This is a genomic window from Sporacetigenium mesophilum DSM 16796 (assembly GCF_059569055.1).
The window spans coordinates 24118-49587 of the sequence record NZ_JCANUR010000012.1 but is presented as its reverse complement, the minus strand read 5'-3'; the positions used below and the strand labels follow the sequence as shown (position 1 = coordinate 49587).

The 25470-nt window shown below is 28.4% G+C and carries 30 protein-coding genes; 11 read left to right on the top strand and 19 right to left on the bottom strand.

What is annotated here, in order from left to right; all coding sequences use genetic code 11:
• Nucleotides 1-29: 29 nt before the first annotated feature.
• Nucleotides 30-623, bottom strand: a complete 594-nt coding sequence (locus tag BS62_RS10415) for a BofC C-terminal domain-containing protein (protein WP_496491208.1) — start codon at nt 621-623, stop codon at nt 30-32.
• Between the two features lie 128 nt (nt 624-751).
• Here BS62_RS10415 and BS62_RS10410 point away from each other — a divergent pair, with 128 nt between their 5' ends.
• Together BS62_RS10410 and BS62_RS10405 are read left to right on the top strand one after the other, a co-directional pair.
• The gene (locus BS62_RS10410) at nt 752-1072 is read left to right on the top strand and encodes a hypothetical protein (RefSeq protein WP_496491207.1); all 321 of its coding nucleotides are present in this window, start codon (nt 752-754) and stop codon (nt 1070-1072) included.
• Nucleotides 1073-1174: 102 nt separating this feature from the next.
• A complete protein-coding gene (locus BS62_RS10405) occupies nt 1175-1852 on the top strand; it encodes an SIMPL domain-containing protein (RefSeq protein ID WP_496491206.1) in 678 nt (225 codons plus the stop codon).
• A 34-nt stretch (nt 1853-1886) separates the two neighbouring features.
• Here the strand turns inward: BS62_RS10405 and BS62_RS10400 are convergent, their stop codons facing one another.
• A complete protein-coding gene (locus BS62_RS10400; RefSeq protein WP_496491205.1) occupies nt 1887-2609 on the bottom strand; it encodes a YebC/PmpR family DNA-binding transcriptional regulator in 723 nt (240 codons plus the stop codon).
• A gap of 109 nt (nt 2610-2718) precedes the next feature.
• Nucleotides 2719-3474 carry an NAD(+) synthase gene (gene nadE / locus BS62_RS10395; RefSeq protein ID WP_496491204.1) on the bottom strand — a complete coding sequence of 252 codons (756 nt, stop codon included), beginning with the start codon at nt 3472-3474 and terminating at the stop codon, nt 2719-2721.
• Between the two features lie 23 nt (nt 3475-3497).
• On the opposite strand from nadE, the gene BS62_RS10390 reads away from it, so the two are divergent.
• The 4 genes from BS62_RS10390 (at nt 3498) to BS62_RS10375 (ending at nt 6988) form a co-directional block, all read left to right on the top strand.
• A complete protein-coding gene (locus BS62_RS10390; RefSeq protein WP_496491249.1) occupies nt 3498-3959 on the top strand; it encodes a sulfite exporter TauE/SafE family protein in 462 nt (153 codons plus the stop codon).
• The gene (locus tag BS62_RS10385; protein WP_496491203.1) at nt 3959-4315 is read left to right on the top strand and encodes a TSUP family transporter; all 357 of its coding nucleotides are present in this window, start codon (nt 3959-3961) and stop codon (nt 4313-4315) included. The genes BS62_RS10390 and BS62_RS10385 overlap by 1 nt, the downstream gene beginning before the upstream one ends.
• A 147-nt stretch (nt 4316-4462) precedes the next feature.
• Nucleotides 4463-6136 carry a 2-oxoacid:acceptor oxidoreductase subunit alpha gene (locus BS62_RS10380; protein WP_496491202.1) on the top strand — a complete coding sequence of 558 codons (1674 nt, stop codon included), beginning with the start codon at nt 4463-4465 and terminating at the stop codon, nt 6134-6136.
• Complete coding sequence (locus tag BS62_RS10375; protein ID WP_496491201.1) at nt 6137-6988, top strand: 2-oxoacid:ferredoxin oxidoreductase subunit beta; 852 nt, start codon at nt 6137-6139, stop codon at nt 6986-6988. It begins immediately after the preceding gene.
• A 27-nt stretch (nt 6989-7015) separates the two neighbouring features.
• Here BS62_RS10375 and BS62_RS10370 read toward each other — a convergent pair whose 3' ends face one another.
• The 6 genes from BS62_RS10370 to hflX all read right to left on the bottom strand — a co-directional run bounded on the left by BS62_RS10370 (nt 7016) and on the right by hflX (nt 12538).
• Nucleotides 7016-7411, bottom strand: a complete 396-nt coding sequence (locus BS62_RS10370) for a CoA-binding protein (RefSeq protein ID WP_496491200.1) — start codon at nt 7409-7411, stop codon at nt 7016-7018.
• A 13-nt stretch (nt 7412-7424) separates the two neighbouring features.
• Nucleotides 7425-8072 carry a YigZ family protein gene (locus BS62_RS10365; RefSeq protein WP_496491199.1) on the bottom strand — a complete coding sequence of 216 codons (648 nt, stop codon included), beginning with the start codon at nt 8070-8072 and terminating at the stop codon, nt 7425-7427.
• 98 nt (nt 8073-8170) lie between these two features.
• Nucleotides 8171-9703: a phosphoenolpyruvate carboxykinase (ATP) gene (locus tag BS62_RS10360; RefSeq protein ID WP_496491198.1), complete on the bottom strand. Its 1533-nt coding sequence runs from the start codon at nt 9701-9703 to the stop codon at nt 8171-8173.
• Nucleotides 9704-9999: 296 nt separating this feature from the next.
• Nucleotides 10000-10422, bottom strand: coding sequence for an NUDIX hydrolase (locus tag BS62_RS10355; protein ID WP_496491197.1), 423 nt, complete (start codon nt 10420-10422; stop codon nt 10000-10002).
• A 154-nt stretch (nt 10423-10576) separates the two neighbouring features.
• Nucleotides 10577-11236 carry a HEAT repeat domain-containing protein gene (locus BS62_RS10350; RefSeq protein ID WP_496491196.1) on the bottom strand — a complete coding sequence of 220 codons (660 nt, stop codon included), beginning with the start codon at nt 11234-11236 and terminating at the stop codon, nt 10577-10579.
• Between the two features lie 9 nt (nt 11237-11245).
• Nucleotides 11246-12538: a GTPase HflX gene (gene hflX, locus BS62_RS10345; protein ID WP_496491195.1), complete on the bottom strand. Its 1293-nt coding sequence runs from the start codon at nt 12536-12538 to the stop codon at nt 11246-11248.
• A 129-nt stretch (nt 12539-12667) separates the two neighbouring features.
• Between hflX and BS62_RS10340 the strand changes: the two genes are divergently transcribed.
• Entirely contained in the window at nt 12668-12928 is a 261-nt protein-coding gene (locus BS62_RS10340) for a cysteine-rich small domain-containing protein (RefSeq protein ID WP_496491194.1), read from the top strand.
• A gap of 98 nt (nt 12929-13026) precedes the next feature.
• On the opposite strand, the gene BS62_RS10335 is transcribed toward BS62_RS10340, so the two are convergent.
• The 6 genes from BS62_RS10335 to BS62_RS10310 all read right to left on the bottom strand — a co-directional run bounded on the left by BS62_RS10335 (nt 13027) and on the right by BS62_RS10310 (nt 19215).
• Nucleotides 13027-13689, bottom strand: coding sequence for a TIGR01906 family membrane protein (locus BS62_RS10335; RefSeq protein ID WP_496491193.1), 663 nt, complete (start codon nt 13687-13689; stop codon nt 13027-13029).
• Between the two features lie 19 nt (nt 13690-13708).
• Complete coding sequence (locus BS62_RS10330; protein ID WP_496491192.1) at nt 13709-15277, bottom strand: ABC-F family ATP-binding cassette domain-containing protein; 1569 nt, start codon at nt 15275-15277, stop codon at nt 13709-13711.
• Between the two features lie 79 nt (nt 15278-15356).
• On the bottom strand, nt 15357-16580 hold the full coding sequence (locus BS62_RS10325; protein ID WP_496491191.1) for an MFS transporter: 1224 nt from the start codon (nt 16578-16580) through the stop codon (nt 15357-15359).
• Between the two features lie 34 nt (nt 16581-16614).
• Nucleotides 16615-17319, bottom strand: a complete 705-nt coding sequence (locus BS62_RS10320) for a zinc dependent phospholipase C family protein (protein WP_496491190.1) — start codon at nt 17317-17319, stop codon at nt 16615-16617.
• Between the two features lie 26 nt (nt 17320-17345).
• Nucleotides 17346-18482: a GIY-YIG nuclease family protein gene (locus BS62_RS10315; RefSeq protein WP_496491248.1), complete on the bottom strand. Its 1137-nt coding sequence runs from the start codon at nt 18480-18482 to the stop codon at nt 17346-17348.
• Complete coding sequence (locus BS62_RS10310; RefSeq protein ID WP_496491189.1) at nt 18439-19215, bottom strand: N-acetylmuramoyl-L-alanine amidase family protein; 777 nt, start codon at nt 19213-19215, stop codon at nt 18439-18441. The genes BS62_RS10315 and BS62_RS10310 overlap by 44 nt, the downstream gene beginning before the upstream one ends.
• A gap of 109 nt (nt 19216-19324) precedes the next feature.
• Here BS62_RS10310 and BS62_RS10305 point away from each other — a divergent pair, with 109 nt between their 5' ends.
• Entirely contained in the window at nt 19325-20248 is a 924-nt protein-coding gene (locus BS62_RS10305; protein ID WP_496491188.1) for an SMR family transporter, read from the top strand.
• Nucleotides 20249-20400: 152 nt separating this feature from the next.
• Here BS62_RS10305 and BS62_RS10300 read toward each other — a convergent pair whose 3' ends face one another.
• Together BS62_RS10300 and BS62_RS10295 are read right to left on the bottom strand one after the other, a co-directional pair.
• Nucleotides 20401-21054 carry an SdpI family protein gene (locus BS62_RS10300; RefSeq protein WP_496491187.1) on the bottom strand — a complete coding sequence of 218 codons (654 nt, stop codon included), beginning with the start codon at nt 21052-21054 and terminating at the stop codon, nt 20401-20403.
• Nucleotides 21038-21322 (bottom strand): autorepressor SdpR family transcription factor, encoded by a 285-nt coding sequence (locus tag BS62_RS10295; protein WP_496491186.1) that lies wholly within the window; start codon nt 21320-21322, stop codon nt 21038-21040. The genes BS62_RS10300 and BS62_RS10295 overlap by 17 nt, the downstream gene beginning before the upstream one ends.
• Nucleotides 21323-21487: 165 nt before the next feature.
• Here BS62_RS10295 and BS62_RS10290 point away from each other — a divergent pair, with 165 nt between their 5' ends.
• Nucleotides 21488-22399: a ribonuclease Z gene (locus BS62_RS10290; RefSeq protein ID WP_496491185.1), complete on the top strand. Its 912-nt coding sequence runs from the start codon at nt 21488-21490 to the stop codon at nt 22397-22399.
• A 61-nt stretch (nt 22400-22460) separates the two neighbouring features.
• Nucleotides 22461-22796 (top strand): hypothetical protein, encoded by a 336-nt coding sequence (locus BS62_RS10285; protein ID WP_496491184.1) that lies wholly within the window; start codon nt 22461-22463, stop codon nt 22794-22796.
• 19 nt (nt 22797-22815) lie between these two features.
• Here the strand turns inward: BS62_RS10285 and BS62_RS10280 are convergent, their stop codons facing one another.
• Entirely contained in the window at nt 22816-23556 is a 741-nt protein-coding gene (locus tag BS62_RS10280) for an SDR family oxidoreductase (RefSeq protein ID WP_496491183.1), read from the bottom strand.
• Between the two features lie 77 nt (nt 23557-23633).
• Entirely contained in the window at nt 23634-24107 is a 474-nt protein-coding gene (locus tag BS62_RS10275) for a fascin domain-containing protein (RefSeq protein ID WP_496491182.1), read from the bottom strand.
• Between the two features lie 192 nt (nt 24108-24299).
• Here BS62_RS10275 and BS62_RS10270 point away from each other — a divergent pair, with 192 nt between their 5' ends.
• Nucleotides 24300-25469, top strand: a complete 1170-nt coding sequence (locus tag BS62_RS10270) for a double-cubane-cluster-containing anaerobic reductase (RefSeq protein ID WP_496491181.1) — start codon at nt 24300-24302, stop codon at nt 25467-25469.
• The last annotated feature ends 1 nt before the right edge of the window (nt 25470 follow it).

The following is a 25470-nucleotide window of genomic DNA, read 5'->3' as shown; positions in this document are numbered from 1 at the left end:
TATAACAAAAAAAGGCTTTGGAAGTTATATTAACTTCCAAAGTCCTCTAATTTGCTATATGCTTCATCTTCTGAATTTACAAATATACCTTGTTTAATTTCATCCTGACTTGATTTTGGTAGAGAATTAAGATGTATATCTGTCTTTTCTAATATCTCTTTTTCGTTGTTTTTACCGTGTTTATAAACTACAATATAACCATCTAATTCCTCTATACTATATTCGCCTTTTGCTTGTGGTTGTTCACTTATTGTTTCTACTAAAGTTATTTCATATTTACTCATTTTTTCTATTTTTCTATTTGGATATTCATTTAAAAGATATTTTGATATATCACTTTTTGACTTTCCTATTAAATCTTTTGGAATAGTTCCTACCATAGTTCCTCCATTTTCTTCAACTGGAGTTCCGTCTGGATATTTTTTTACAACCCATATTTCACATTCTTCACTTATATCCATAGCACTTTCTTTATTAGTCCTATCTATTTTAGAAACCAATTCAGTATTATTGTTTTTATCGCTTTCTGATTTTAATCCTATGTATACTCCACTTGCTAAAACTAATATACCTATTATTGCTATAACTGGTATGTGCCAAGGAAACCTTCTTTTCTCAAACATAAAACCAACCTCCTTCTAAAGGTTATTTTATCCAGTTTTAAGGTATTTATACATTTATGCTGTATTTATGGTTAACTTTTCCTATATTTTTTCATACAATAAATAAAAGGCTTGAAGGAGGAATTCTTATGGACGAAAAACTAAAAGAATTTCAAGACAGATTAGATTTTATAGAGTTTAAACAAGGTTTATTATTTTTTAAACAGCCTCAACATAAGGCTTCACTTTTATATGAACTATCTTCTTTAGAATATAATCAATTAAAAAATTTACTGAAAATATATGAAGAAAAAATAGAAAATGACGTTAAGGTAAATTTAGAAGATTATGAATTCGAAATATATAAAATATGCCCTCAAATAAAAAAATATTCTGACTCTGCTAAGCTAATATCTAAAGTAATATTAAAGCCTTGGAACTATGAAAGATTATATCGTCTAGTTGATTAAGAGAAGGTAGTTTAAACCTTCTTTTTTTGTTTTTATTTATAACATAATATATTTTTTTCATTCATATATTTGTACTAAGTTTGTATTATAGGGAGGATAAATATGATACCTTACATGAATATGCACCCAATGAAGAATCAAATGCACAGTACTTGCGATGAAGGAACTATGTCTACAAATGGAATAGGGATTATACAAGTTAACCCTGACATTGCTATTTTAACCTTAGGAGTTACTACAGAATCTATGGATGTTAAAGTTGCTCAAAGTGAAAACAACGAAATAATTAACAACATATTAAATGACTTATATAATATAGGTATAGACAAAGAAGACATTCAAACAGTAGATATAAGTATAAGAAAGGCATACGATTATGAAGATGGAAGACAAATATTTAGAGGTTATGAGGTAGTACATATACTTAAAATAACAGTTAGAGATATAAGTCAAGTAGGCGAAGTTTATACAATAGCAATTGAAAATGGAGCTAATAGTGATGTAGATATAACATTCACTGCTTCTAACATCGAAAAATACTATGATAGGGCTTTGGTATTGGCAGTTAGAGATGCTGTAAATAAAGGAAAATTAATGGCAAATACTTTAGGTGTTAGACTAAAAAAAGTACCTAAGGAGATATCAGAAGTTGTTATGTCTCAAACTCCTCCACCTAGACCTTATGTACTTGCTGCTACTAAGGAAGTAGGTACTACTCCTATATCTGAAGGTACCTTAGAAGTGAGAGCTGAAGTTAACGCAGTATTTTGTACATATTAGCAAAAAAGGTATAGCATTTGCTATACCTTTTTGTTTACTCTTCTACTGACCAATTGTGGTACACATTTTGTACGTCGTCATCATCTTCTAACATATCTATAAGTCTGTTCATAAACTTTAGTTGTTCTTCATCAGTTAATACAGTTGTAGTTTGAGGCATCATTTTTACATCAGCTGATATAAAATCATACCCTTTAGCTTTTAGTTCATCTCTTACAGCAGCAAAATCTTCTGAAGTTGTTATTACTTCATATCCATCTTCTTCTGTTATAAAGTCTTCCGCTCCAGCTTCTAAAGCTACATCCATTAAATCTTCTTCAGATACATATTCAGATGCTTCTATTAATAATTGTCCTTTTTTATCAAACATAAATGATACACAACCACTAGTACCTAAGTTTCCACCATTTTTGTCGAAGTAGAATCTTACATTACCAGCTGTTCTATTTTTATTATCAGTTAATGTTTCAACTATAACAGCAACTCCACCAGGACCATATCCTTCGTAAGTTATGTTCTCGAAGTTTTCTCCTTGTCCTCCACCTGCACCTTTTTGTACTGCTCTATCTATATTGTCATTCGGCATATTGTCAGCCTTTGCCTTTTCTATTGCAGTTTTCAAAGTTGCATTGTACTCTGGGTCTGCTCCACCCATTTTAGCTGCAACAGTTATAGCTCTAGCATGCTTAGTAAATATCTTTGCTCTTTTAGAATCTTGTTTTCCTTTTCTATCTATTATATTGCCTATACGTCCCATAACTTCCACTCCTTAATTTATATATAAAAATTTTATAATTTAAAAATACAAACGGTGTATCAAAAGATACACCGTAATTTTATCATAATTTATTAAATTAGTAAACTAATTAGAATTTAGGTGGAGCTGCTGCTATATTCCTTTTGTGTTCAGTTCTTTTGTGAAGTCTTTCTATTATTTCTCTATCTTTTTGTGGTACTTCACTTATTCTTCCTTCTACTACAGCATCTATCATATCATAAGTAGTTCCCATTTCAGCTTCATCTGTTTGACCTTCCCATAATCCTCCTGAAGGTTTTCTATCAATTACATCTTCATGTACACCTAATTCCCTAGCCCATTCATATACTTCTCTCTTTGTTAAATTAGCTAGTGGCACTAAATCTACGCCACCATCTCCATACTTAGTAAAATACCCAGTATGTATTTCAGCCGCATTGTCTGTACCTACAACTAGATAATTTAAGTTGTTTCCAACTGTATATAAAGTACTCATTCTCATTCTTGCTCTTAAATTTGCATCTGTTATTTTTAGGTTGTCTTCCTTGTATAATCCTTTATCTTGCATAGAATATAATACCTTATCTAAAAGCAAGTTTTGAATATCTGATAACTCTAAATCTAAATGAGTCATATTACATCCATTTATAACTTTAAGAGCATCTTCTCTATCTTTAGAACTACTTTTTATAGACATAATTACACCTATAGAATCATTAGGAAATGCTTTTTTTATCAGATATGCAACTACTGCAGAATCTATACCTCCAGATACTCCAACTATTAATCCACTGGCATTAGCTTCTTTTGTTTTTTCTCTTAGCCAATGAACCGTTTTTTCTATTTTTTCTTGTATGTTAGACATGTTTTTCCCCTTTCTGTAATTTAATTCCATACTTATTATTAATTATATCATATTTAATTTATATTAAATATAATTTACACTTTTGGCTCAAAATAATACAAGAAGGTGATAATATGGATATAAAAAAATATGCAAAGTTTAATAAAAAAACTACGCTAGTAGGTATAATTAGTGGTTTTATAAATGGGATATTTGGTTCTGGTGGTGGTACTATACTAGTTCCTGCTTTAAATAACATATTAAAAGTAGAAGAACATCAATCTCATGCTACTGCATTAGGTATAGTAGTATTTTTAACTACGTCTAGTTCTGTAGTTTACATATCTAAAGGTACCTTTGACCTTAGCATAACTTACAAGGTAGCCATAGGTAGCATAGTTGGAGGTATTGTTGGAGCAAAACTTCTAAATAGATTTACAGGTAGACATTTGAGGTTAATGTTTGGAAGTATTATGATTATAGCTGCTATTAGGATGGTGTTTTAATGTTTCTAGTATTTATAGGTTTCTTGGCTGGTATTATAGGTGGTATGGGGATGGGTGGCGGCACAATACTTATACCTTCACTAGTTATACTAGCAAATATTGAACCTCATATAGCTCAAAGTGTTAATTTACTATCTTCTATTCCTATGTCTTTATTTGCATTAATGATTCATATGAGAAATAAAAGTGTAAGATTCGATCTTATAATTCCTTTGGCTGCTTTTGGAGTAGCTGGAGCTGTATTTGGGTCTTTTATTGCAAACCATTTAGATTCTACAGCTCTAAAAAAACTCTTTGGAGTATTTTTACTTATAATCGGTATATATGAAATTAAAAAAGGCCTACCACATGACTAAAACTACCTTTGATAAATCAAAGGTAGTTTTTTGAGCAACGGACCTGTTTTAAGGTCGTTGGCGACATGAGCAAAGCGAATTTTATTAATAATTTATATGTTTTTTACATAAGTTTAACTATATAAATTATTAAGGGGGCTTCTTGCGATGAGCGATTATAACATATTAATTGGTGGGGCAGCCGGTCAAGGAATGGATACCATTTCTAATAATATTGAAAAAATTCTTCATAAACTAGGATACTATTTAATTTCTACAAAAAACTACGAATCTCGAGTTAGGGGCGGCCACAACTACATCCAAATAAGATTTTCTTCACACCCTATATATTCACATTCTAATAAATTTGATTTTATAATAGCCTTAAATGATGAAATAATAAAAAATCATAAACATAAGCTCAAAACAAATGGAGTTATACTATGTGATAATTCTACTACATATACTGATGATAATATTTTTTCCGCTAATATAAATAACACGGCAAAGTCTCTAGGCAATATACTTATGTCTAACACTGTGCTTTTGGGTATGTTGGTTAAAATGTTTAACTTAAATTTAGATATAGCATTAAATGTATTATCTTCTTCATTTAAAGGTGAAAAGTTAGAGTTAAACAAAAAAGCCTTGAAAGCTGGATATAGTATTGGTAAAAATATCCTTACCCTTCCTAATATAGATAAAAAAGAAAGTATGCTTATAAATGGAAACACATCCCTAGCCTTAGGTTCTATATCTGCAGGATGTACATTTTTCTCTTCATATCCAATGACCCCTGCTACCAGTATAATGACTTATTTATCAACTAAACAAAATCATACAGGTATGGTTGTAGAACAAGCAGAAGATGAAATAGGAGCTATTAATACGGCTGTTGGAGCATCTGTTGCCGGCGTAAGATCTATGACAGCAACATCTGGGGGCGGATTAGCACTTATGACAGAAACACTAAGTTTCTTAGGTGTAAGTGAAACTCCTTTGGTTGTAGTTAATGTACAACGTCCTGGCCCTGCTACAGGACTTCCAACTAGAACAGAACAAAGCGATTTAAGCTTTGTTTTAACTGCAGGACATGGAGAATTTCCAAGAATGATTATATCACTCCGAGACACTGAAGATTGTTTTTATCAAACTACTAGAGCATTTAATTTATCAGAAAAATATCAAATACCTGTAATTATTTTATCTGATGAATATTTGGCTGATTGTAATATTACAACTCCAGTATTTGATTCATCTATGGTAACCATAGATAGGTATTTAGCAAATCCTAGTGAAATACAAAATTACAAGAGATATGAATTTAGTGACAACGGAGCATCTCCAAGATTAATCCCTGGTAAATCAAATCACTTAGTACTAACGGATTCCCATGAACACTTGGAAAATGGGCATATTACAGAAGATCCACTAGTACGAATCAATATGGTAAAAAAAAGAGATAAAAAGTTAGAAACATTAATAAATAATGATATTCATGAACCTAATTATTTTGGAAACAAATCTCCTGAAATATTACTTGTAGGATGGGGGTCAACTCAAGGTGCCTTAAGAGAAGCTGTGTATACCCTTACAAGTGAAAAAGTAAATATAGGAGCATTAGTTTTTGGGGATATATATCCTCTTCCAACTAAACTATTATACAAATACTCAGGCATTGCAAATTATATTATAAATATTGAACAAAATTACAGTGGTCAACTATCTAAATTAATATCTCAAGAAACTCAAATAACTATGGATAAAAGTTTATGTAAGTACGATGGTCGTCAACTAAATCATGAAGATATATTAGAATTTTTAAGAAAAGAGGTGTTGTAAATGAGATTTGATTGTAACTTAAAACCATCTTGGTGTCCTGGATGCGGTAACTACTCTATTTTGGATTGTCTAAAAAAGGCATTAGAAGCCCTTGGTCTAAATCCTCATGAAGTAATATCTGTATCAGGTATAGGTCAAGCAGCTAAAACACCTCACTATATTAATACAAATGGATTTAACGGACTACATGGCAGAGGTGTATCCCCTGCTGTTGGAATGAAAATTGCAAATAAAAATCTTGTTGTTATAGTTAACTCAGGGGATGGAGATAGTTTAGGCGAAGGTGGAAACCATACAATTCACAATATGAGAAAAAATATAGATATAACCCACTTTATGCATAATAATCAAATATATGGTTTAACCAAAGGCCAAGGATCTCCTACTACTGCATTTGGTCAAATAACTACTATGCAATTAGATGGGGTTATAAGCCATCCTTTAAACCCTATAGCACTTTCTATAATAAGCGGTGCTACTTTTGTAGCTAGAAGCTTCTCAGGAGATAAAAAGCACCTTACTGAGATAATGAAAGCTGCAATACTCCACAAAGGTTATTCTTTTGTAGATATAATGCAACCATGTGTAGTATTTAATAAAGTAAATACTTATGGATGGTATAAAGAACATCTTTATGAAATACCCAAAGACCACGACAAAAGTAATAAGTTAAAGGCTATTGAAATTGCTTTAAATCAAGAAATAGATAACAAACTACCTATGGGTATTTTTTACGAAGTAAAAAAGCCCACATATATAGATTTGATTCCTAATCTTAAAAATAATGTTCCTTTAGTTGATATACATTTAGATCCTAGTAAGGTCGATCCTTTTATTGAGGAATTCATTTAAAAATGAGGGCATTTGCCCTCATTTATCCTAATATCCTAAATCTACATATACACATTCATAATACACTATACTTAATCCAAGTTTTTTAGCTTTATCTATTACATTCTCATCAAATGTACCTGGTTGAAACCAAACGTATTTTATTCCTAATTCTGCTATATCATCTAATGCATTTAATGACAGTTTTGTATTTACAACCATACTTACACAATCAACTTTTTCAGGTACATCTTTTATAGAATTATATACTTTAATACCATCTATTTCATCATATTTAGGATTTACTCCATAAGTTGTATATCCTTTTTTTATTAGTTTATTGAATATTTTATATCCATATTTATTTTTGTCATCTGTAAATCCTATAACAGCCCATTTTTTTAAATTTAACATCTCTTTTTTTACAACATCTATATCTTTCATAATTATTACTCCTTTATAATAGTATTTCTCCATTATATTCTGATAAATAGAATTCTTCCTTTTCACTTATTTCTGCAGTTGCAGAAGTTATTTCTATTATTTTTTCTTTTAGATTATCAACTTCATCCATTTTAGAATAAACCATAAAAACTACCTTATCTTCATATAAAGTATCATTTATGTAATATCCCATATTTATTATTTCATTTTGTACTTTTCCAAGTTGATTGTATTCTATTTTTATTCTAATATCTTTATATAATACTTTTTCTATTATTTTAGAACTCTCTAAACCTATTTTAGCTCCTTTGGTATATGCTCTAACTAAACCACCTGCTCCTAGCTTTATTCCTCCAAAATACCTAGTTACTACAACTACTGTATTTCTTAAATCTTCTTTTTTTATAACTTCTAGTGTTGGTATTCCTGCAGTTCCTTGAGGTTCTCCATCGTCACTATATCTTTGAATTTCCATATTCATACCTATAGTATATGCCCATACATTATGTGTTGCATCTTTATGTTTTTTCTTTATTTCTTTTATAAATTCTACTGCCTCATCTTCAGTTTCTACAGGTTTAGAATATCCTATAAAAGTAGATTTTTCTATTATAATTTCATCAAAACCGTATTCATGGATAGTTTTATAACTTTTAATCATATAACTTCCTCCGTTATTATTATGTAATATTTATAACTTAATAATACCATATATTATTAAAACTAAAAAAGCTGAGTATATACACTCAGCTTAATAATTTATTCAGTTGCAGCTACTTCTAGTATATCTTGATTTTCATATTTAGCTAACCAAGCTACTCTTTCTGCTTTTAATTTAGTTGCTATTTGACTATATTCAGCTTCTGTATAGTAGCTTCTAGGATTGTATTTTTCTATATCTATACCTTCAACAAATTTAGGTACCATATAACCCCATTCACTATCTTCTATCCACTCTATAGTATCTCTCGCCATTTCTTTCATTATAGTAGTTGAAACTTTTATAGATAATTTTTCACCTTTGAAATCACCTTTAGCCCCAATACTTCCTGTGTTTAGTATATAGCATTCCATATCTGGATTGTTTTCTAATATTTCTTTAAGCATTATACCTTCTTCTATTTCTGAACCCATTATAAATGGATTAGTTCCTACACATCTCTTAGATTGACCTGCTTTTGTTGGATCTCCTGCAGAAGTTTCTATAGATTCTCCTAACATAAATGCCTCTAAAGCTTGCTCTGGAGTAAGTTTTACTACAGGAGGAACTATATCATTTCTTCTAGTTATAAAAATTATTTTATTTGCTTTTTCTAAATCTACAGTATTATCTGTAGTATCTATTTCTTCTCTTAAGATAACTCCTCTTCCGTTTGAAGTTAATGATGTATCATCAAAATCAACTTTTCCACCTTCAAATACTTTTATATTTTCAAGTGCTGCATTAGGACTTGTAGCAGCTTTGTATAAAACTTCTTGTTGATTTGGAGTTAACCCTTCTGTCTTTATATAGAATCCATTTTCTGTTCCTGCACAGAATCCATTCTTATCCATAAATACAACGTCATCTTGTCTTACTATCGCTCTTTCTTCTCCAGTTAAACCATGATCATGTATAGTTAATGTAGTTTTGCCTGTTCCACTTAATCCAAACATTATGAATCCAACATCTTTTAAATTTTGATTCTTATCATAAACTCTTAATACCTTACTTCCAGCATGGAATCCTAAACCACCCATTTGCTTAACTTTATACATAGCCATTCTTAAGAAAGATTTTTTTGATTCTCCGAAATAATCACTACCTAATATAAATGTCATTCCACTTTCTGGATAAGCAAACATTATTCTTTCAGGCCACTCTGGAACGTATATACTTATAAGATCAGGATTTTCAGCATCAGTTGGATCAAATAAAGTATTATTCCACATATGCGCTATTCTAGCATATTCTTTAGATATATATAATCTACAGTTAAATGAAAACTTATCATTCATTCCCATCTTTCTGTCTACTCTTATCATTTCTTTATCTTTAACGTATTCTAAAACCTTTTTAGCTATTTCATCTGCTTTTTCCTTGCTTATTTCTTTTTGATCTACACCTGTATTTATCTCATCAACTATATAAGTATTTTTAGCACTTCTATTTCTAACTTCACTTATATAACTTGCACTTTTAAATTCTGTAGTTACTTCCATATTTTTTGCTAGTTGTCTTAGTTCTTCCCTTTTAGGATTTACTATAACTTTTCCAAATAAATTATCCTTTATATTGTGTAAACCTATCATTTTAATTCCCTCCATCAACTTTAAGAAGTATATCACTTATTTAGTATTTATAGGATATAGTATATCAGAATTTATTTAAAAAGGTACTCCTTTAGAAAAGTTCTTAATTATTAATACGTTTTCCCATATATAATAAAAAAAATAAAGTGGACACCCTCCCAATATATGTTAAACTTTATTTTTTAAGGTACACACTAATTTAAATTTTCAGTTAAAAATTAAACTTCAAAAAATAAAAAAGATTAGCTAATTTTTTTTAATCTTAGCTAATCTTTTTATTATAATATTTAATTACTCTATGCAGATTTTTTTAAATTTTTGTATTTCTGAAATGATATGTCTACTATAGCTTTATCATTATTATGTGTTAAAATATTTAGCGCATCTTTTATTTTGAAAAATCCTCCATCTAAAAATCCCTTTTCTTTATTAATATCATGTTCTGTATTTTTAGATTCCATTACATACCATATTATGGCATTGCAAACTTTTGATTGTCTACTTCTAGAGAAAAATTCATATACAGTTTCTCCTGCTGTTCCTAATATATTAGCTTTTACTCCTGTTTCTTCTTCTACTTTATTTATAGCAGTTTGTGTAGTAAGTTCACTTTCAAGTATTTTTCCCTTAGGAAGCACCCACTCACCTTTATCATTTCTTAGAAGTAATACCTTATTCCCATAAAATACTACTCCTCCTGCACAGCGTCTTACTATCATTTTTAATTCCTCCCCTTATAAAATAATTTTACAATCTATATGAAGCACTGATAATTACACCGGGAGTTGCAGTGATGTCATTTAAATTATTGTTTATAAATTATATGTTGAGGAAGAATCAATTATGAAGGTTTAAACACTGTATATAGTCTTTTTATTGTCCTTTTTCAATTTCTTTTATTGTCTCTTTAATTGCATTGATAACATAACTTTTTTCATTTTTATTTTTTCTTAAAATATCCTTTAATAAATCTACAGTATATTTATTACCTAGTTTACCTAAAGCCTTTGCACAATATTGCCTTGATTGAGGATTGCTATCGTAAAGACCCTTATGTAAATAAGGAAGGCTTTCTGGAGAACTTATTTTTCTCATAGCTGAATAGGCCATTCTTCTTACATCTGAATGTCTGTGACTAGCTATAGAGTGTAGTAGTTTTAAAAATTTTTCATCTTTTAATTCACCTATAGTCCATACTAATATCATTAAATCCTCAGCATTTTTTTCAATTAATATTCTCTTATAAAGCTTTTTCTTAAAATTAAGCAGTTGCTTTTCATCAAAGGATTCTATATATACTAATCTAGAATTTTTATCTAATTCTAAAAGTTTATCTATTATATCTTTGTTTTCCTCAATCTCTTTAACACTTAATTTTATTTCTAGTTTTGCTTTTATTAGATCATCATTTACTGCTTCTGGCGATATATTTCTTATTTTACTTATCTTCCCTACATCTTTTCCTTCTCTGTACAACAAATAGGTGATAAAATGATCTTCTAAGTTATTTATATTGTCCCAATTTATCTCCACTTTTTTCTCCTATTTCTCTGCTATATATTCTTTATATCTTCCATAATCTTCTTCATTTAAACTTAATTCTGCATATGTTCCATTTTCAACATACTCAAATTTATCTATATTATATTTATTTTTAAGTGTGTTAAATATATCTCCCCTATCAAAAGGGATTAAAAGAGCAACTTTATACATAGTACCCATTAGTTTTTCTTGAGTTCTTTCTAACAATTTTTCAAGATTATGACCTGTTTTAGCAGATACATATATAGTATTTTCATCTTTTAATACATTTACTTTGTAGTCTATTTTATCTGCTTTATTATATACAGTTATCATAGGCTTATCTACTACACCTAATTCTTTTAATACGTTTAATGTTGTTTTTTCTTGTATTTCATAACTTTTGTTAGATGCGTCTATAACATGTATTATTACATCTGCGTAATTTATTTCTTCTAATGTAGCCTTAAAAGCTTCTACTAAGTCATGAGGAAGTTTACTTACAAATCCAACTGTATCTACTAATAAAAACTCTTTTTTGTTAGGAAGTAATGCTTTTCTCAGAGCTACATCTAAAGTAGCAAATAACATATTTTTTGACAAAACTTCTTTTTCTTCATTATAATCCTTATGAGTTTTTATAATTTCATTCATTAATGTTGATTTGCCAGCATTAGTATATCCTACTAGCGCTACTATAGGAATTTGAGTTTTTATTCTTTGAGCTCTTTGAGTTTCTCTGTTTTTCTTAACTTCTTTTAGCTCGCTTCTTATATCCGAAATTCTACTTAATATATGTCTTTTGTCTACTTCTAACTTTTGTTCTCCCGGCCCTCTAGTTCCTATGCCTGCCCCTGTTCTAGACATTTCTCCACCAAATCCATGAAGTCTAGGAAGTCTATATCTTAGTTGTGCAAGTTCTACTTGTAACTTTCCTTCTTTGTTTAAAGCCCTTTGCGCAAATATATCTAATATTAAAGCAGTTCTATCTAAAACCTTTGTCCCAGTTATTTCTTCAATATTTCTCATTTGAGCGCCTGATAATTCATCGTTAAATACAATTAAATTTGCATCTAATGAATCACAATAATTCTTTATTTCTTCTACTTTTCCCTTGCCAATATAGTAAGCTGCATCTCTTGCTAGTTTATTTTGAACTATGACTCCTGCTACTTCTGCACCGGCAGCTTTAACAAGTTCTCCTAATTCATCCATAGAATCTTCTATATCTATATCATCTACCTGTTTTGACATAGTCGTTATATTCAATCCTACAAGTACTGCTTTTTCTAATTTTTCTATCTTTTTATCCATATAAACACCTCATTATATGTATTTTCTCATAATATTATTATACCATTATTATGAAATTTAATAATACTTTCTAAATATAGTTATTGTATAATATTACCATATAAACTAAATCTCAGGAGGATTATAATTATGTCTGAAAATTTTAAATTTAACCAACATAATAAATGCGAATATTTTCCGTGCCATAACACAAAAAATAAAGATGAATTTAATTGTCTTTTTTGCTACTGTCCTCTTTACATGCTAAAGAATAAATGTGGCGGAAACTTTAAATATAAAAATGGAATTAAAGATTGTTCTAATTGCTTAGTTCCTCACAGCACAGGAGGGTATGAACATATAATGGCCAAAATGAAAGAAGTTATACAAATTGGAAGTGAAATAGATTAGCAAAATTCGCGACCCTCATGTCGCCAACGACCAGATGGAACCTTGCTCAAGTTTGTATGTTGGAAATTAATAAAAAAAAGCTAGGACATTAAGTTGCCCTAGCTTTTATTTATTAATCTCTTATATATATATCTAAATATAAAACTTGTTCCAAATATTATTATTAGTATTAACATGGCCTCATGAAAAAAGAATTCCTGAGGAAGAATATTTATTACTGGATCCAAACTAGGATCGAATATCCAATAGTTATTACTAAATGCTAATTTATGAAACAATATAAAACTTGCATCAAAATTAATTATAAAAGGAAGCCCCAATATTATAGGTATAGCTATTAAACTAATATAGGTATATTTTAAGAACTTAAAGTTTTTATTTCTAAAATCTATAAGAACACCTAATATACTTATACCTATGCATATATAAAGTAACTTGTCTAAAGTTTGAAATATATCTCTAACTTCTTCAAAATGTATCTTTCCATATTTTGAAGATGAAAGAGTTGGAAGTTTAAAATCTTTTTCTTCACTACTTAGATTGTAATCTATTAAATAATCGTAATTAGATTTTATGTCTTCTTCAGCCATATTAGTTATTGCTGGTATATTTAAATAATTTATATCAAAATAATAAATTTGTTTAAATGACAATGTAAGTTTAACAGAGCATAATATAACAACTAAGCTCAATGCTATAGAAAATAATATATCTAGTATTTTACTATGCAAACTATTGTGTTTCTTAATATAGGAACTCATAATTTTCCTCCACTAACGACTATACTATTTTAGTTGTAAAATCCTCTATATTCAATACATCGTCTACTATATCTAAATAAAAATCTGGCTCATGAGATACTAATAACACAGTTCCCTTAAATTCCTTTATTGCTTTTTTAAGCTCTGCCTTAGCTTCTGTATCTAAGTGGTTAGTAGGCTCATCTAATACTAAGAAATTTATCTTCTTTAACATAAGTTTGCATATTCTAACCTTTGCAGCTTCTCCACCACTTAAAACCTTCATTTGGCTAGTTATATGATCATTGCTTAAACCACATTTAGCTAAATGTTGTCTTACTTCAAAGTTACTAAGTGATGGGTATTCCTCCCATATTTCATCCATTGGAGTATTAGAATTATCTCTTGAACTTTCTTGTTCAAAATAACCTACTTCTAGATAATCCCCTACTTCAACTTGTCCATTAAAAGGCTTAATTATACCTAATAATGTTTTAAGAAGAGTAGATTTTCCTATACCGTTCATACCTTTTAAAGCTACCTTCTTCCCTCTTTCTAATTGGAAATTAAGAGGTTTAGTAAGAGGTTCATTATATCCTAAAATTAGATTTTCAGTTTCAAATACTATCTTACTAGGTACCCTTGCTTCAGTAAAATGAAAAGTAGGTTTTATTTTTTCTTTTGGTCTTTCTAATATTTCCATCTTATCTAATTGCTTTTGTCTACTGTTTGCCATTCCTCTAGTTGCAACTCTAGCTTTATTTCTAGAAATAAAATCCTCAAGTTTCTTTCTTTCATCTACTTGTCTTTCATATGCTTGGTTTTCTTGTCTCTTTTTTATCTCATGCAATCTCATGAATTCATCGTAATTTCCTTTATATCTATTAAGTTCTCCATTTTCCATATGGTATATAACATTACATGTATCATTTATAAAAGGTATGTCATGAGATACTAGTACAAAGCTATTTTCATATTCTTGAAGATATCTAGTCAACCAATTTATGTGCTCTTCATCTAAATAGTTTGTAGGCTCATCTAATATTAGTATAGTAGGATTTTCAAGAAGAAGTTTAGTTAAAAGTACCTTTGTTCTTTGTCCACCACTTAAATCAGTAACATCTTTATCTAACCCTAAGTCTCCAACCCCTAATCCATTGGCAACTTCTTGTATCTTTGCATCTATTGTATAAAATCCACTATGTTCTAGTATCGTTTGTATTTCTGCTGTTTCTTCCATAAGTTTTTGCATTTCATCGTCATTTGCTTCAGCCATTTTATCGTACATGGCTAACATTTCATTTTCTAAGTCAAACATTCCTTTAAATGCATCTCTTAATACATCTCTTATACTTTTTCCTTTTTCAAGTACTGTATGTTGATCTAAATATCCTACACTTACTCTATTTGACCACTTTATCATTCCTGCATCAGGCATAAGTTTTTTAGTTATTATATTTAAAAAAGTAGATTTTCCCTCTCCATTAGGCCCAACTAAAGCTATGTGCTCTCCTTTTCTAAGCCTAAATGAAACATTTTCAAGTATAATTCTAGATCCAAAGCCATGGTTTACATTTTCTACTACTAGCAATCTATACACCTCTATCATTAATATTTTTAATCATCTATACTATATTATCTAAATTCAGACAAAAAAGTCAAATAAAAAGTGCTTATTAATAAGCACCTTATACACAAACTTTTTGTTTTTCTATTTTTATTTCTCTTTTATACATAAATGCAAACATTACAACTCCTATTATATAAAATAGAACTGTAAAATAGTAAGGAGTATTGTAAGTAAATGTTTCCATTAGAAATCCTCCAATATATATACCCAATGCCCTACTTATATTGCTTGATAAAGATACAAAGCTACTTAGATTTGTTCTTTCTTTTTCATCTACAATTTCCATTGATAAGTTTTGTATAAGAGGCATCGCCATGTTCATAAGTCCATTTCTCATAAAAAATGATAATGTTATTATTGCTATTCCTTGGGGAAATGCTATAGATAATAAAAATGGGATAGATAGTAATTGACATATTATAACTGATCTTATTCTTCCTAGTTTATTAGCCATTATAGGAATAATAAATCCACCTATTATACATCCTATCTGAGAAATTGACAATATTGACCCCACAATATCATCTGATATATCCATGGAGTATTTTAGGTATACACTAAAAAATGGCACAACCAGTCCTGCTCCAACTCCTATAATGAAGTTGTATGTCATAAATGTTGCTACTTTTTTATTTAATATATTTATATAACCTTTTAAACAATCTTTTAGAGTTCTATTATCTGAATTTTCGGGTTCCTTCATAAAATATATAGATATTAGTGACAATAAAGATAACAAAGATGATCCTATAAATATATATACTATAGATGTTATATTGCTAAAATAATTAGATAACATATTTGAAGCCAATCCACCTAAAAAACTTGCACCCATCATTCCTATATTAGCTATTATAAAATTTATACTAAAAACAAATACTCTATTTTCTTCTTTAGTATTTTCTGTAAGATACATACCTTCTGCAGTCATTTTTATACTTAATCCAAATCCATTTATTATTGCCATAATAATTATAACTAATGGGTTATTTACAAGCACTATAAATATACCACCTACTGCTATACATATAAATCCAATTACAAAGCTATTTTTTCTACCTACTCTTTCTATTAAATAAGCACTTATTATAGAGCCTAAGGCTATAGCAACTGTATTTACCGAAAGTATAGTTCCTACAAAATGTTCTCCATATCCTATTTCTTTTAGATATATACCTGCAAACATAATAAATATACCCATTGAAAAAGATGCAAATAAGTTTATTATTAAGAATAAAAAAACATTTTTATTTAATTTTTTAAAATTACTTATAAACTCCATTGAATTTCCCCCATTTTATAATTACCTACATTTTTTAACTAAATAAATCATTGTAAAACATTATCATACAGCCAGCTGTACTTTGTTGAGATAATGCCAAGCTTTTCATAGCTATTTTATAAAATCTAAGTCTTTCTTGCTCTATATCTTCATATCTTTCATCTATTTTTAATGCCATTTTGGAATTGAAATCTACATACTCTTTAATAGATTTTAATTTTATAGATCCTTTTTCAACCCTAAAGTTAGCAGTCATATTGTAATGTTTTTTTACAAAAGTTTCAAATTGTCTATGTTTATCCAATAATTTTCCTTTTGCATGTTGTGGTATAGTCAAGTCTTGTATTATATGACATGCAGCTCCCAAGAAAAACATAGATTTTTTATATTTTTTTAGAGCATAAAACTTTATAGCTTTATTATAATATCTTCTCGCTAAAATTAATGCATTGTCTTCGTAACCATATTTTCCTTTTTGAGTTATTGGATTATAAAAATGGCTATAACTTTTAAAATCTTGATCTGCCCAAACTAATCCTTTGTTAATATCTTCTATATAACTCATAAAAAGTATGTACTCTTTCATATGACCTTCATTTTTTAATATTTGAAGAGAGTGTTGTTGTATAAATTTATGAACAAGACAATGAGTATTTATTATCTTTTTCTTAACTGGGTTTACTGCCTTTAAAGTACTATAAAGTGCATTTCCATAAGCTTTTTCAACGTGTCTTTTCATTATCATCACCTAAGGTTTTAGATTTTTTAAATCAAAATTTCGTTATTAATAAAATTGTATATATATGTGTCTAATCTATTTTCATTATTTTTATTAAGCAAGTTTTTTTGAATTTCTACATGTTTTATATTGTTGTTTTTTGATTTTAAATAAGAATAGATAATAATTGCCTCATCTATGTCTTCTTTATTTAAAACTATATTTTCAATATCTTTATTAAAATAACGTTCTATATAATATTTTAATTTTGCACTTAATACATTTAAATTGTATTTATATTTGTCAATAACCTCACTGTATACTATATTATTACCTTTGATTAAAAATATTTTCACATTATTATTACATATTTTTTCGCAAGCTAATATATTCCTGCCTTTATATGTTTCATTTATTACCTTTTGATTTACTGATAAGTATTTTAATGTAGATATATAGTCTTTGCATATTTGAGCTTCTTCAAAATTCAAATCTATAGAACATTGCATCATCCTACGTTCTAAGTCATTAATATGCTTTAAAATATTTCCTTTTAGAAGATGTATTGTTTCATCTATATTGGTTTTATATTCATCTTTATCTATGTTATTTGTACATGGACCTGTACATTTTTTAAGATGATAATCTAAGCATGGACTATTTTTGTATCTTTTACATTTTCTTATTTTATATTTAAAATTAATGTAGTTTAATATATCTTGTGCATAACTTCTACTTACATAAGGTCCAAAATACATACTTTTGTTATCATCTTTTTCAAAGCATAATTCTAAATAGGGATACTCTTCTTCTATAGCAATTCTAATATATGGATATTTATTGTGATTTTTTAGCATACTATTATACATAGGTTTTATTTTTTTTATATAATTACATTCTAATACTAATGCATCTAATTCTGTATCTGTAACTATATAATCAAAATCTTCTATATTTCCTATCATTTTTTCTATTTTAGATGATCTATTTTTTAATTCATAAAAGTAAGAAGTAACCCTATTCTTAAGATTCTTAGATTTTCCAACATAAATTATATAATTATTTTTATCCTTCATTAAATATATACCAGGAACTTCTGGTAAGTTTCTAGCCTTGTTTATTAGTTTATCCTTATTAGGATTATCGACCTTCAGTTTGTTTATTTGATAAATTTGATTTAACATATTCTTCAATTCCATCCCCTATTGCTTGCATCATTTTCATTTGATAGTTAGGATCTGACATCATCCTATCTTCGTTATAATTACTCATAAATCCCATTTCAACTAATATAACTGGAACTGTAGACCAATTAAATCCAGTTAAGTCTCCTCTTTCAAATATCCCATTAACTTTTATACCTGATTGAGCCATTTTATCTTTTACTATTTGAGCACATTTGTAACTTGAATCATATATTGTAGTTGTATATTTGCCACTTTTAGATGGGACTAATATAGAAGCTCCTGTTTTGCCGGAATTAGCTAAACTATCTGCATGTATTCTAACAGTCATATCTGCCTTTTCTTTATTTGCAAGCATAGCTCTTTCTGCATTACTTATATTTATATCATGGGTAGTTCTAGTCATAACAACCTTATATCCTTTTTGGTCTAAAATTTCTTTTAATACCATAGATGCTTCTAGATTTAGTATATACTCCGCCTTCTTAGTTGCAACTCCAGATGTTCCCGATGATACCCTTGCTTTTGTCTGACCTGATCCTGGTGCTACAGGTTCTTGTTTTGGGTCTCCTTTTGACTGATGTCCAGGGTCTATGCATATTACAATGTCTTTGTTTTCCTTTTTATTTCTAAAATTCAAACTTGTACTTAAATCTACCATAGGATTAGATGTTGATATTAAAAATACTCCTAAAATTATAAGTGCACTAACTAAAATTCTGTACTTTTTCATTTTATCACTCCTTCTTTAGCTTTATAGATATAATGTGAGTCAAATCTTAATTTTTTATGTATCGCCTAATAATAATTTCCTATATAATACATAAGGAAGGAGTGGTTTTATGTTTTATTTAATAATTTCTATTTTATGTAGTTCAGCTATAGCTATAATATTTAAAATAAGTGAAAATAATAAATTAAATAGATATGCTGTAACAACTTTTAATTATATGACAGCTGTTTTTATAAGTTTAATATTAATATTTCAATCTAAAAGCATAATTCCAGATATCGAGGTATCTAATTTTTTAAGTGAAGCTAATACTGTTATTTCCAATAACAATGTATTTTCATTACAATACACACTAACTTGGTGTATATTTCTTGGGAGTATTACTGGAGTATTATATTTAATATCCCTATTAATGTATCAATTCTGTGTATACAAACAAGGAATTTCTTTAACAGGAACATTTTCTAAACTTGGTATAATTGTTCCTACATTGCTATCCATAAGTCTATGGGGTGAAATTCCAAGTAGCTTTCAATGGATAGGTATAGTTTTATCAATATTATCTATACTCATAATAAACTTAGACTTTTCAAGTAATAAATTTAATTATAAATCTATTAAATGGAGTTTGATTCTTTTATTTTTTGTAAATGGATTTACAGAATTTACTTCTAAAATATTTGAAAAGTATACTTTAGTAGAATATAAATCTTTATTTTTATTTATTGTATTTTTTACTGCATTTTTACTTAGTTTAGTTTTATTATATAAATCTTTTAAAAAAGGTAGTTCAATAACTAAATATGATATAGCTACAGGTGTATGCGTAGGTATACCTAACCTTTTTTCAACATTTTTCTTAATAAATTCACTTAAATATATAAAAGCATCTATAGCTTTTCCTACTTATTCAGTAGGTACGATATTAGTTATAAATTTATTTGGAATAATGGTATTTAAAGAAACATTATCAAAGAAAGAATTATTTGGTATATTAATTACATTAGTAGGAATATTTTTCTTAAACATATAAAAAATTCGCGACCCTCATGTCGCCAACGACCTTGAGAATCAGGTCCGTTGCTCAAATGTATTAGTTGGATATTATAACTTATCCACAGAACGGATAAATTATAATATCCTTATAATTAAAAAAGACTACAAACAGTGTAGTCTTTTTTATATTTATATATCTTTATTGTGTAGTTTTCTGTATATTATATATGAATACAAATTTATACCTATTGTCCATATAATTGTAATTGACATAAATACTATAAAACTTATCTCCGGTCTGTATATAGACATTAAGCCTGATAATATACATATAACCCCTAATAACATAAATGTATATCCGCCTACCCTATGTGTTTTCTTCCAAACAGTACTATCACTTAATGTCCAGGGATTTTTTATTCCCATAAAAAAGTTATCTCTAAGTTGAGTCATATAATTTCCAATTATTATAAACATTATCCCTATACATATAGATATAATAATATTTATTCTTAAATTATATCCTAAAGATATAAGTATCATTGTCCAGTTCATTATAATAAATAATATGGCTGTAACTAATTTAATAGCAGCATATGCCTTTTCATGTTTTTTGTAGGATTCTTTTTTAGGGTCTATACTTCTAGTTATATCCATAAAAAAGTAAATAGCAATAGGCATAATTGCCATTATAAATACCATATATTTAGGCCCATATTTATCTACCTCTCCACTAGGACCAAAATGTTGGGGTATTACATCCGGTAAGTTTGGATAAATAATAGTTGTTAAAATTAAAGATATAATTGATAACATTAATATTAACCTATTCGTTTTCTTCATTATAATTTTCCCCTTTCTTAGATAAATCAAATAAAAATTGTATTATCTCTTGAAATACCGTGGTGTTTAATGAATAATATACATACTGTCCTTTTTTATCCGACATAACCAAATCTGCATTTTTTAGTATATTCAAATGATTACTTATAGATGGCTTTGTCATATTAAAATTATCTGCTATTTCTCCTGCAGTTAAATCCTTTTCTCTCAACATATTTAGTATTTTTCTTCTTGTTGGATCTCCCAACGCTTTAAATATATCGTTCATATATTCACCTACTTTCATTGTATTAATTATTTAGATAAATATCTAATTATCTTATTATATCTATAATTTATTATATGTGCAATAATTTAAAAGTGAATATTTATTAGAATATAAATCCTATTTTATCAAAAAATAAAATCAATATATATTTAGAAAGGTGATTTTATGATAGATATTACTTTACTTGGATGTGGAGGAAGCATGCCTACTCCAGATAGATATTTAACATCTCTTCTTATAACATATAATGGTTCTAAGATACTTGTAGATTGTGGAGAAGGAACTCAGGTATCAATGAAATTATTAGGCTGTGGCTTTAAATCTATAGATGTCCTTTGTATAACACACTTTCATGCAGATCATACAGTAGGTATACCAGGACTTTTACTTACTATTGCTAATTCACAAAAAACTACGCCCCTTACAATAGTAGGTCCTACTGGAATTAAAGATATAATAAATGGACTTAGAGTTTTATGTCCAGACCTTCCATATGATATAAACATAATAGAATCTGATGGATATAGTAATGACTTATTAAATATAAATAATATATCAATATCATCTCTATCGGTAGACCATAGAACCAATTGTAATGCTTATTCATTTTATTTAAGAAGGTCCCCAAAGTTTGATAAGGATAAAGCAACTTTCAATAAAGTTCCACAAAAGTTATGGAGTGTTTTGCAAAAGCAAGATATAGTTGAATATGAAGGAATAATATATAAATCAGATATGGTTTTAGGACAACCTAGAAGCGGTATCAAAGTAACATATTGTACTGATTCTAGGCCATTAGATGAAATTATAGATTTTGCAAAGGATAGTAACTTATTTGTATGTGAAGGTATGTATGGAGACGACTTATATATACCTAAAATGATACCTAAAAAACACATGGTTTTTAGTGAAGCTGCAACAATGGCAAATAAAGCTCATGTAGATGAATTATGGCTTACACATTTTAGTCCAGCTATGAATAATCCTGAAGATTTTTTAGAGAACACTAAAGCGATATTTAAAAATACAGTTATTGGTAAAGATAGACTTTCTAAAACATTTATATTTGACAAGTAATATTGTACAAGCTAATGTCCATATACTTAATTATAAGTTTTAGTTATGGAGGATTAACAGTATGGCTAAATCTAAGTTATGTCGTTTTGCCCCTAGGGATTATATTGCTTTGTCTTCAGCTTTATCTCTTGCAATTGCTGATGAATTAGATAAAGAAGAGCTAACTGTACTTATTGCTTTTTTTGCCGTTATTGCAGAGCAATTAAATCTTATTAATACAGCTAGAGAACTTTGCACCCCAGATAATTCAGATGATACAGAGGACTCATTTTCTGATGTAGCTGGCCCAACAAATCCAATTAGCCCAGGTGCTGGTGCTGAAGTTGCTGCTGATAAAGTTAAAGATGTGCACCGTAAAAAAACTAAAAAGAAAAAACCAAAAGCACCTACTCAATAAGTATAGGTGCTTTTTAAATTTATTCACTATATATCATCTTTTTAGTAATACCCCCATCAATTATTATATTTTCTCCATTTATGAAGTCATTTTCATCATTAGTTAGAAATAAACAAGCTCTAGCTATATCCTCCGGCTTACCTACTCTATTAGATGGATGTTGTATATGATCTTCTTTTGTTAAGCTATCATAGTCTAAATTTTGTATCCATCCAGGGCTTATACAATTTACCTTTATGTTATATTTAGAAAAACTTATTGCTAACGAATGAGTAAGTGCAACTATTGCACCTTTTGATGCACTATAAGCCAAAGTTCCCTCTTCAGACATAAAGGCTCTAGTAGATGCTATATTTACTATGTTCCCACCTTTATCTTTCATATTTTGGGCCATTTCTCTTGATGTTATAAATACACTTCTTAGATTTACATTTAATATATAATCCCAGTCATCTATACTTAATTCTAATGGGTTTTGAAACTTAGATATCCCAACATTATTTATTAAAATATCTATTTTTTTGTACTTATTTATTATAAAGTCCATCATATTTAATATACTATCTGATTTTGAAAAATCTATTTTATAAAATAAAACTTCTTTATTTAGGTTTGTCCACTTTTCTTGTATTAAAAATCCTTGTTCTTCATCTATATCTCCTATTATTACTATAGCATTATTTTTTAGATATTCTTCTGCTATAGCCTTACCTATTCCATTTGCTCCTCCAGTTACAAGAACAATTTTATCCTTAAACATAATTGCCTCCATTATTTATGTATTTGTATATATTATATACATAAATCGCCATGATAAAGCACCCTATTTAGGGTACTCTACACCAATTCTATTATTCTAAATCTACCTGATAGGACAATTCCATCTTTATCAGATATTAGAATTCTCTCTTCATCATTATTTATCCCTATATACTTACCGTTATAAACTCTCATTGTTACTTTACCATTACCTATAGGAAATATGGTGAAAGTTTCCCAATTTCCTATTACTTCTCTATTAGCTATAAGTTCATACCCTCCTCCTTGTTCTGAGCATACAAATTTTTTATTATATGCTAATAATGCTATTTTGTTATGTGCTACTTTTATAAGTTTAAATTTTTCTTTTTCTCCTATAGTGTCTTTATTAGCAATTAATTTATTTTCTTCATCTACTGTTACATACTGGCCATTATTTGATATTATAGCTATATTTTTTTCTAGTAATATATTGTTTGCTAGTTGTGGTACTACATATAAATCATATAATTGAGGATAGCAATACATATTTCCTATAAAAAATCCTAACATATCTATCCCACCCCTAAGTCCTATATTTAATGTTATATATAATATGAATTTAGTATTATATATGTGATGTTTATATATAAATAGAAATTATCTATTTATAATAGTTTGAATATAGAAATTATAAATTAGACTACTTAGAAATATAATCGTATACTTAGATTTGACAAACTTTTTATTTTAAGGGGGATACTTATGAATAATCAACTTCCAAAACAATTTGATGAATTTAATGATGCTAGAAGACAAGGATTTATAACAGTTAAGAATTTAAAAGATCAAGGGAAAAACATTGTAGGAACTTACTGTACATATACTCCATGGGAGATAATGTTAGCAGCTGATGCTGTACCTATATCATTGTGTGCTATGAGTGAAGAGCCAATACCAGCTGCTGAAAAGGATCTTCCTAGAAACCTATGTCCACTTGTTAAGGCTAGTTATGGATTTGCAAAATCTGATACATGTCCATATTTTTACTTCTCAGATTTAATAGTAGGTGAAACTACTTGCGATGGTAAAAAGAAAATGTTTGAGTTAATGAATGAAATAAAACCTGTACATGTTATGCAACTTCCAAATACTTCTATAGGAGAAACTCCTCTTAGAACTTGGAAGGAAGAAATGGTAGTTCTTAAGGAAAGATTAGAAAAAGAATTTAATGTTGAAATAACTGAAGATAAGTTAAAAGATGCAATTAAAATTAGAAACGAAGAAAGAAAGGCCTTAAGAGAATTTTATGAATTAGGCCAACTCGATCCAGCTCCTATAACAGGACTTCAAATGTTACAAGTTCTATATGGTTCTACTTTTAAAATGGATAAAAATGAAAGTATAAATAGCTTAAGAGAACTTGTTAAAGACATAAAGGCTGAATATAAAGAAGGAAAAAATGCTGGTGAAGGTAAAAAGAGAATTCTTATAACAGGATGTCCTATGGGTGGAGCTACTGAAAAAATAGTTAAAATCATAGAAGAAAATGATGCTGTAGTTGTTGGCTTTGAAAACTGTACTGGTATAAAAGCTACTCATGAACTAGTAGATGAAAATATAGATCCTATGGATGCTTTAGCAAAGAAATATCTTAATATACCATGCTCTTGTATGAGTCCAAACAATAAAAGAATAGAATTACTTTCAGAACTAATTGATGAATATCAAGTTGATGGAGTTATAGATGTTATATTACAAGCATGTCATACATACAATGTTGAAAGCTTTAATGTTAAAAGATCTATGAGTTCAAAAAATGTTCCTTATATGGCACTAGAAACTGATTATTCTCAAAGTGATGTAGGACAATTAAAAACTCGTATGTCAGCTTTTATAGAAATGTTAGATAGTGGGTTAGAAACTTCAATTTAAT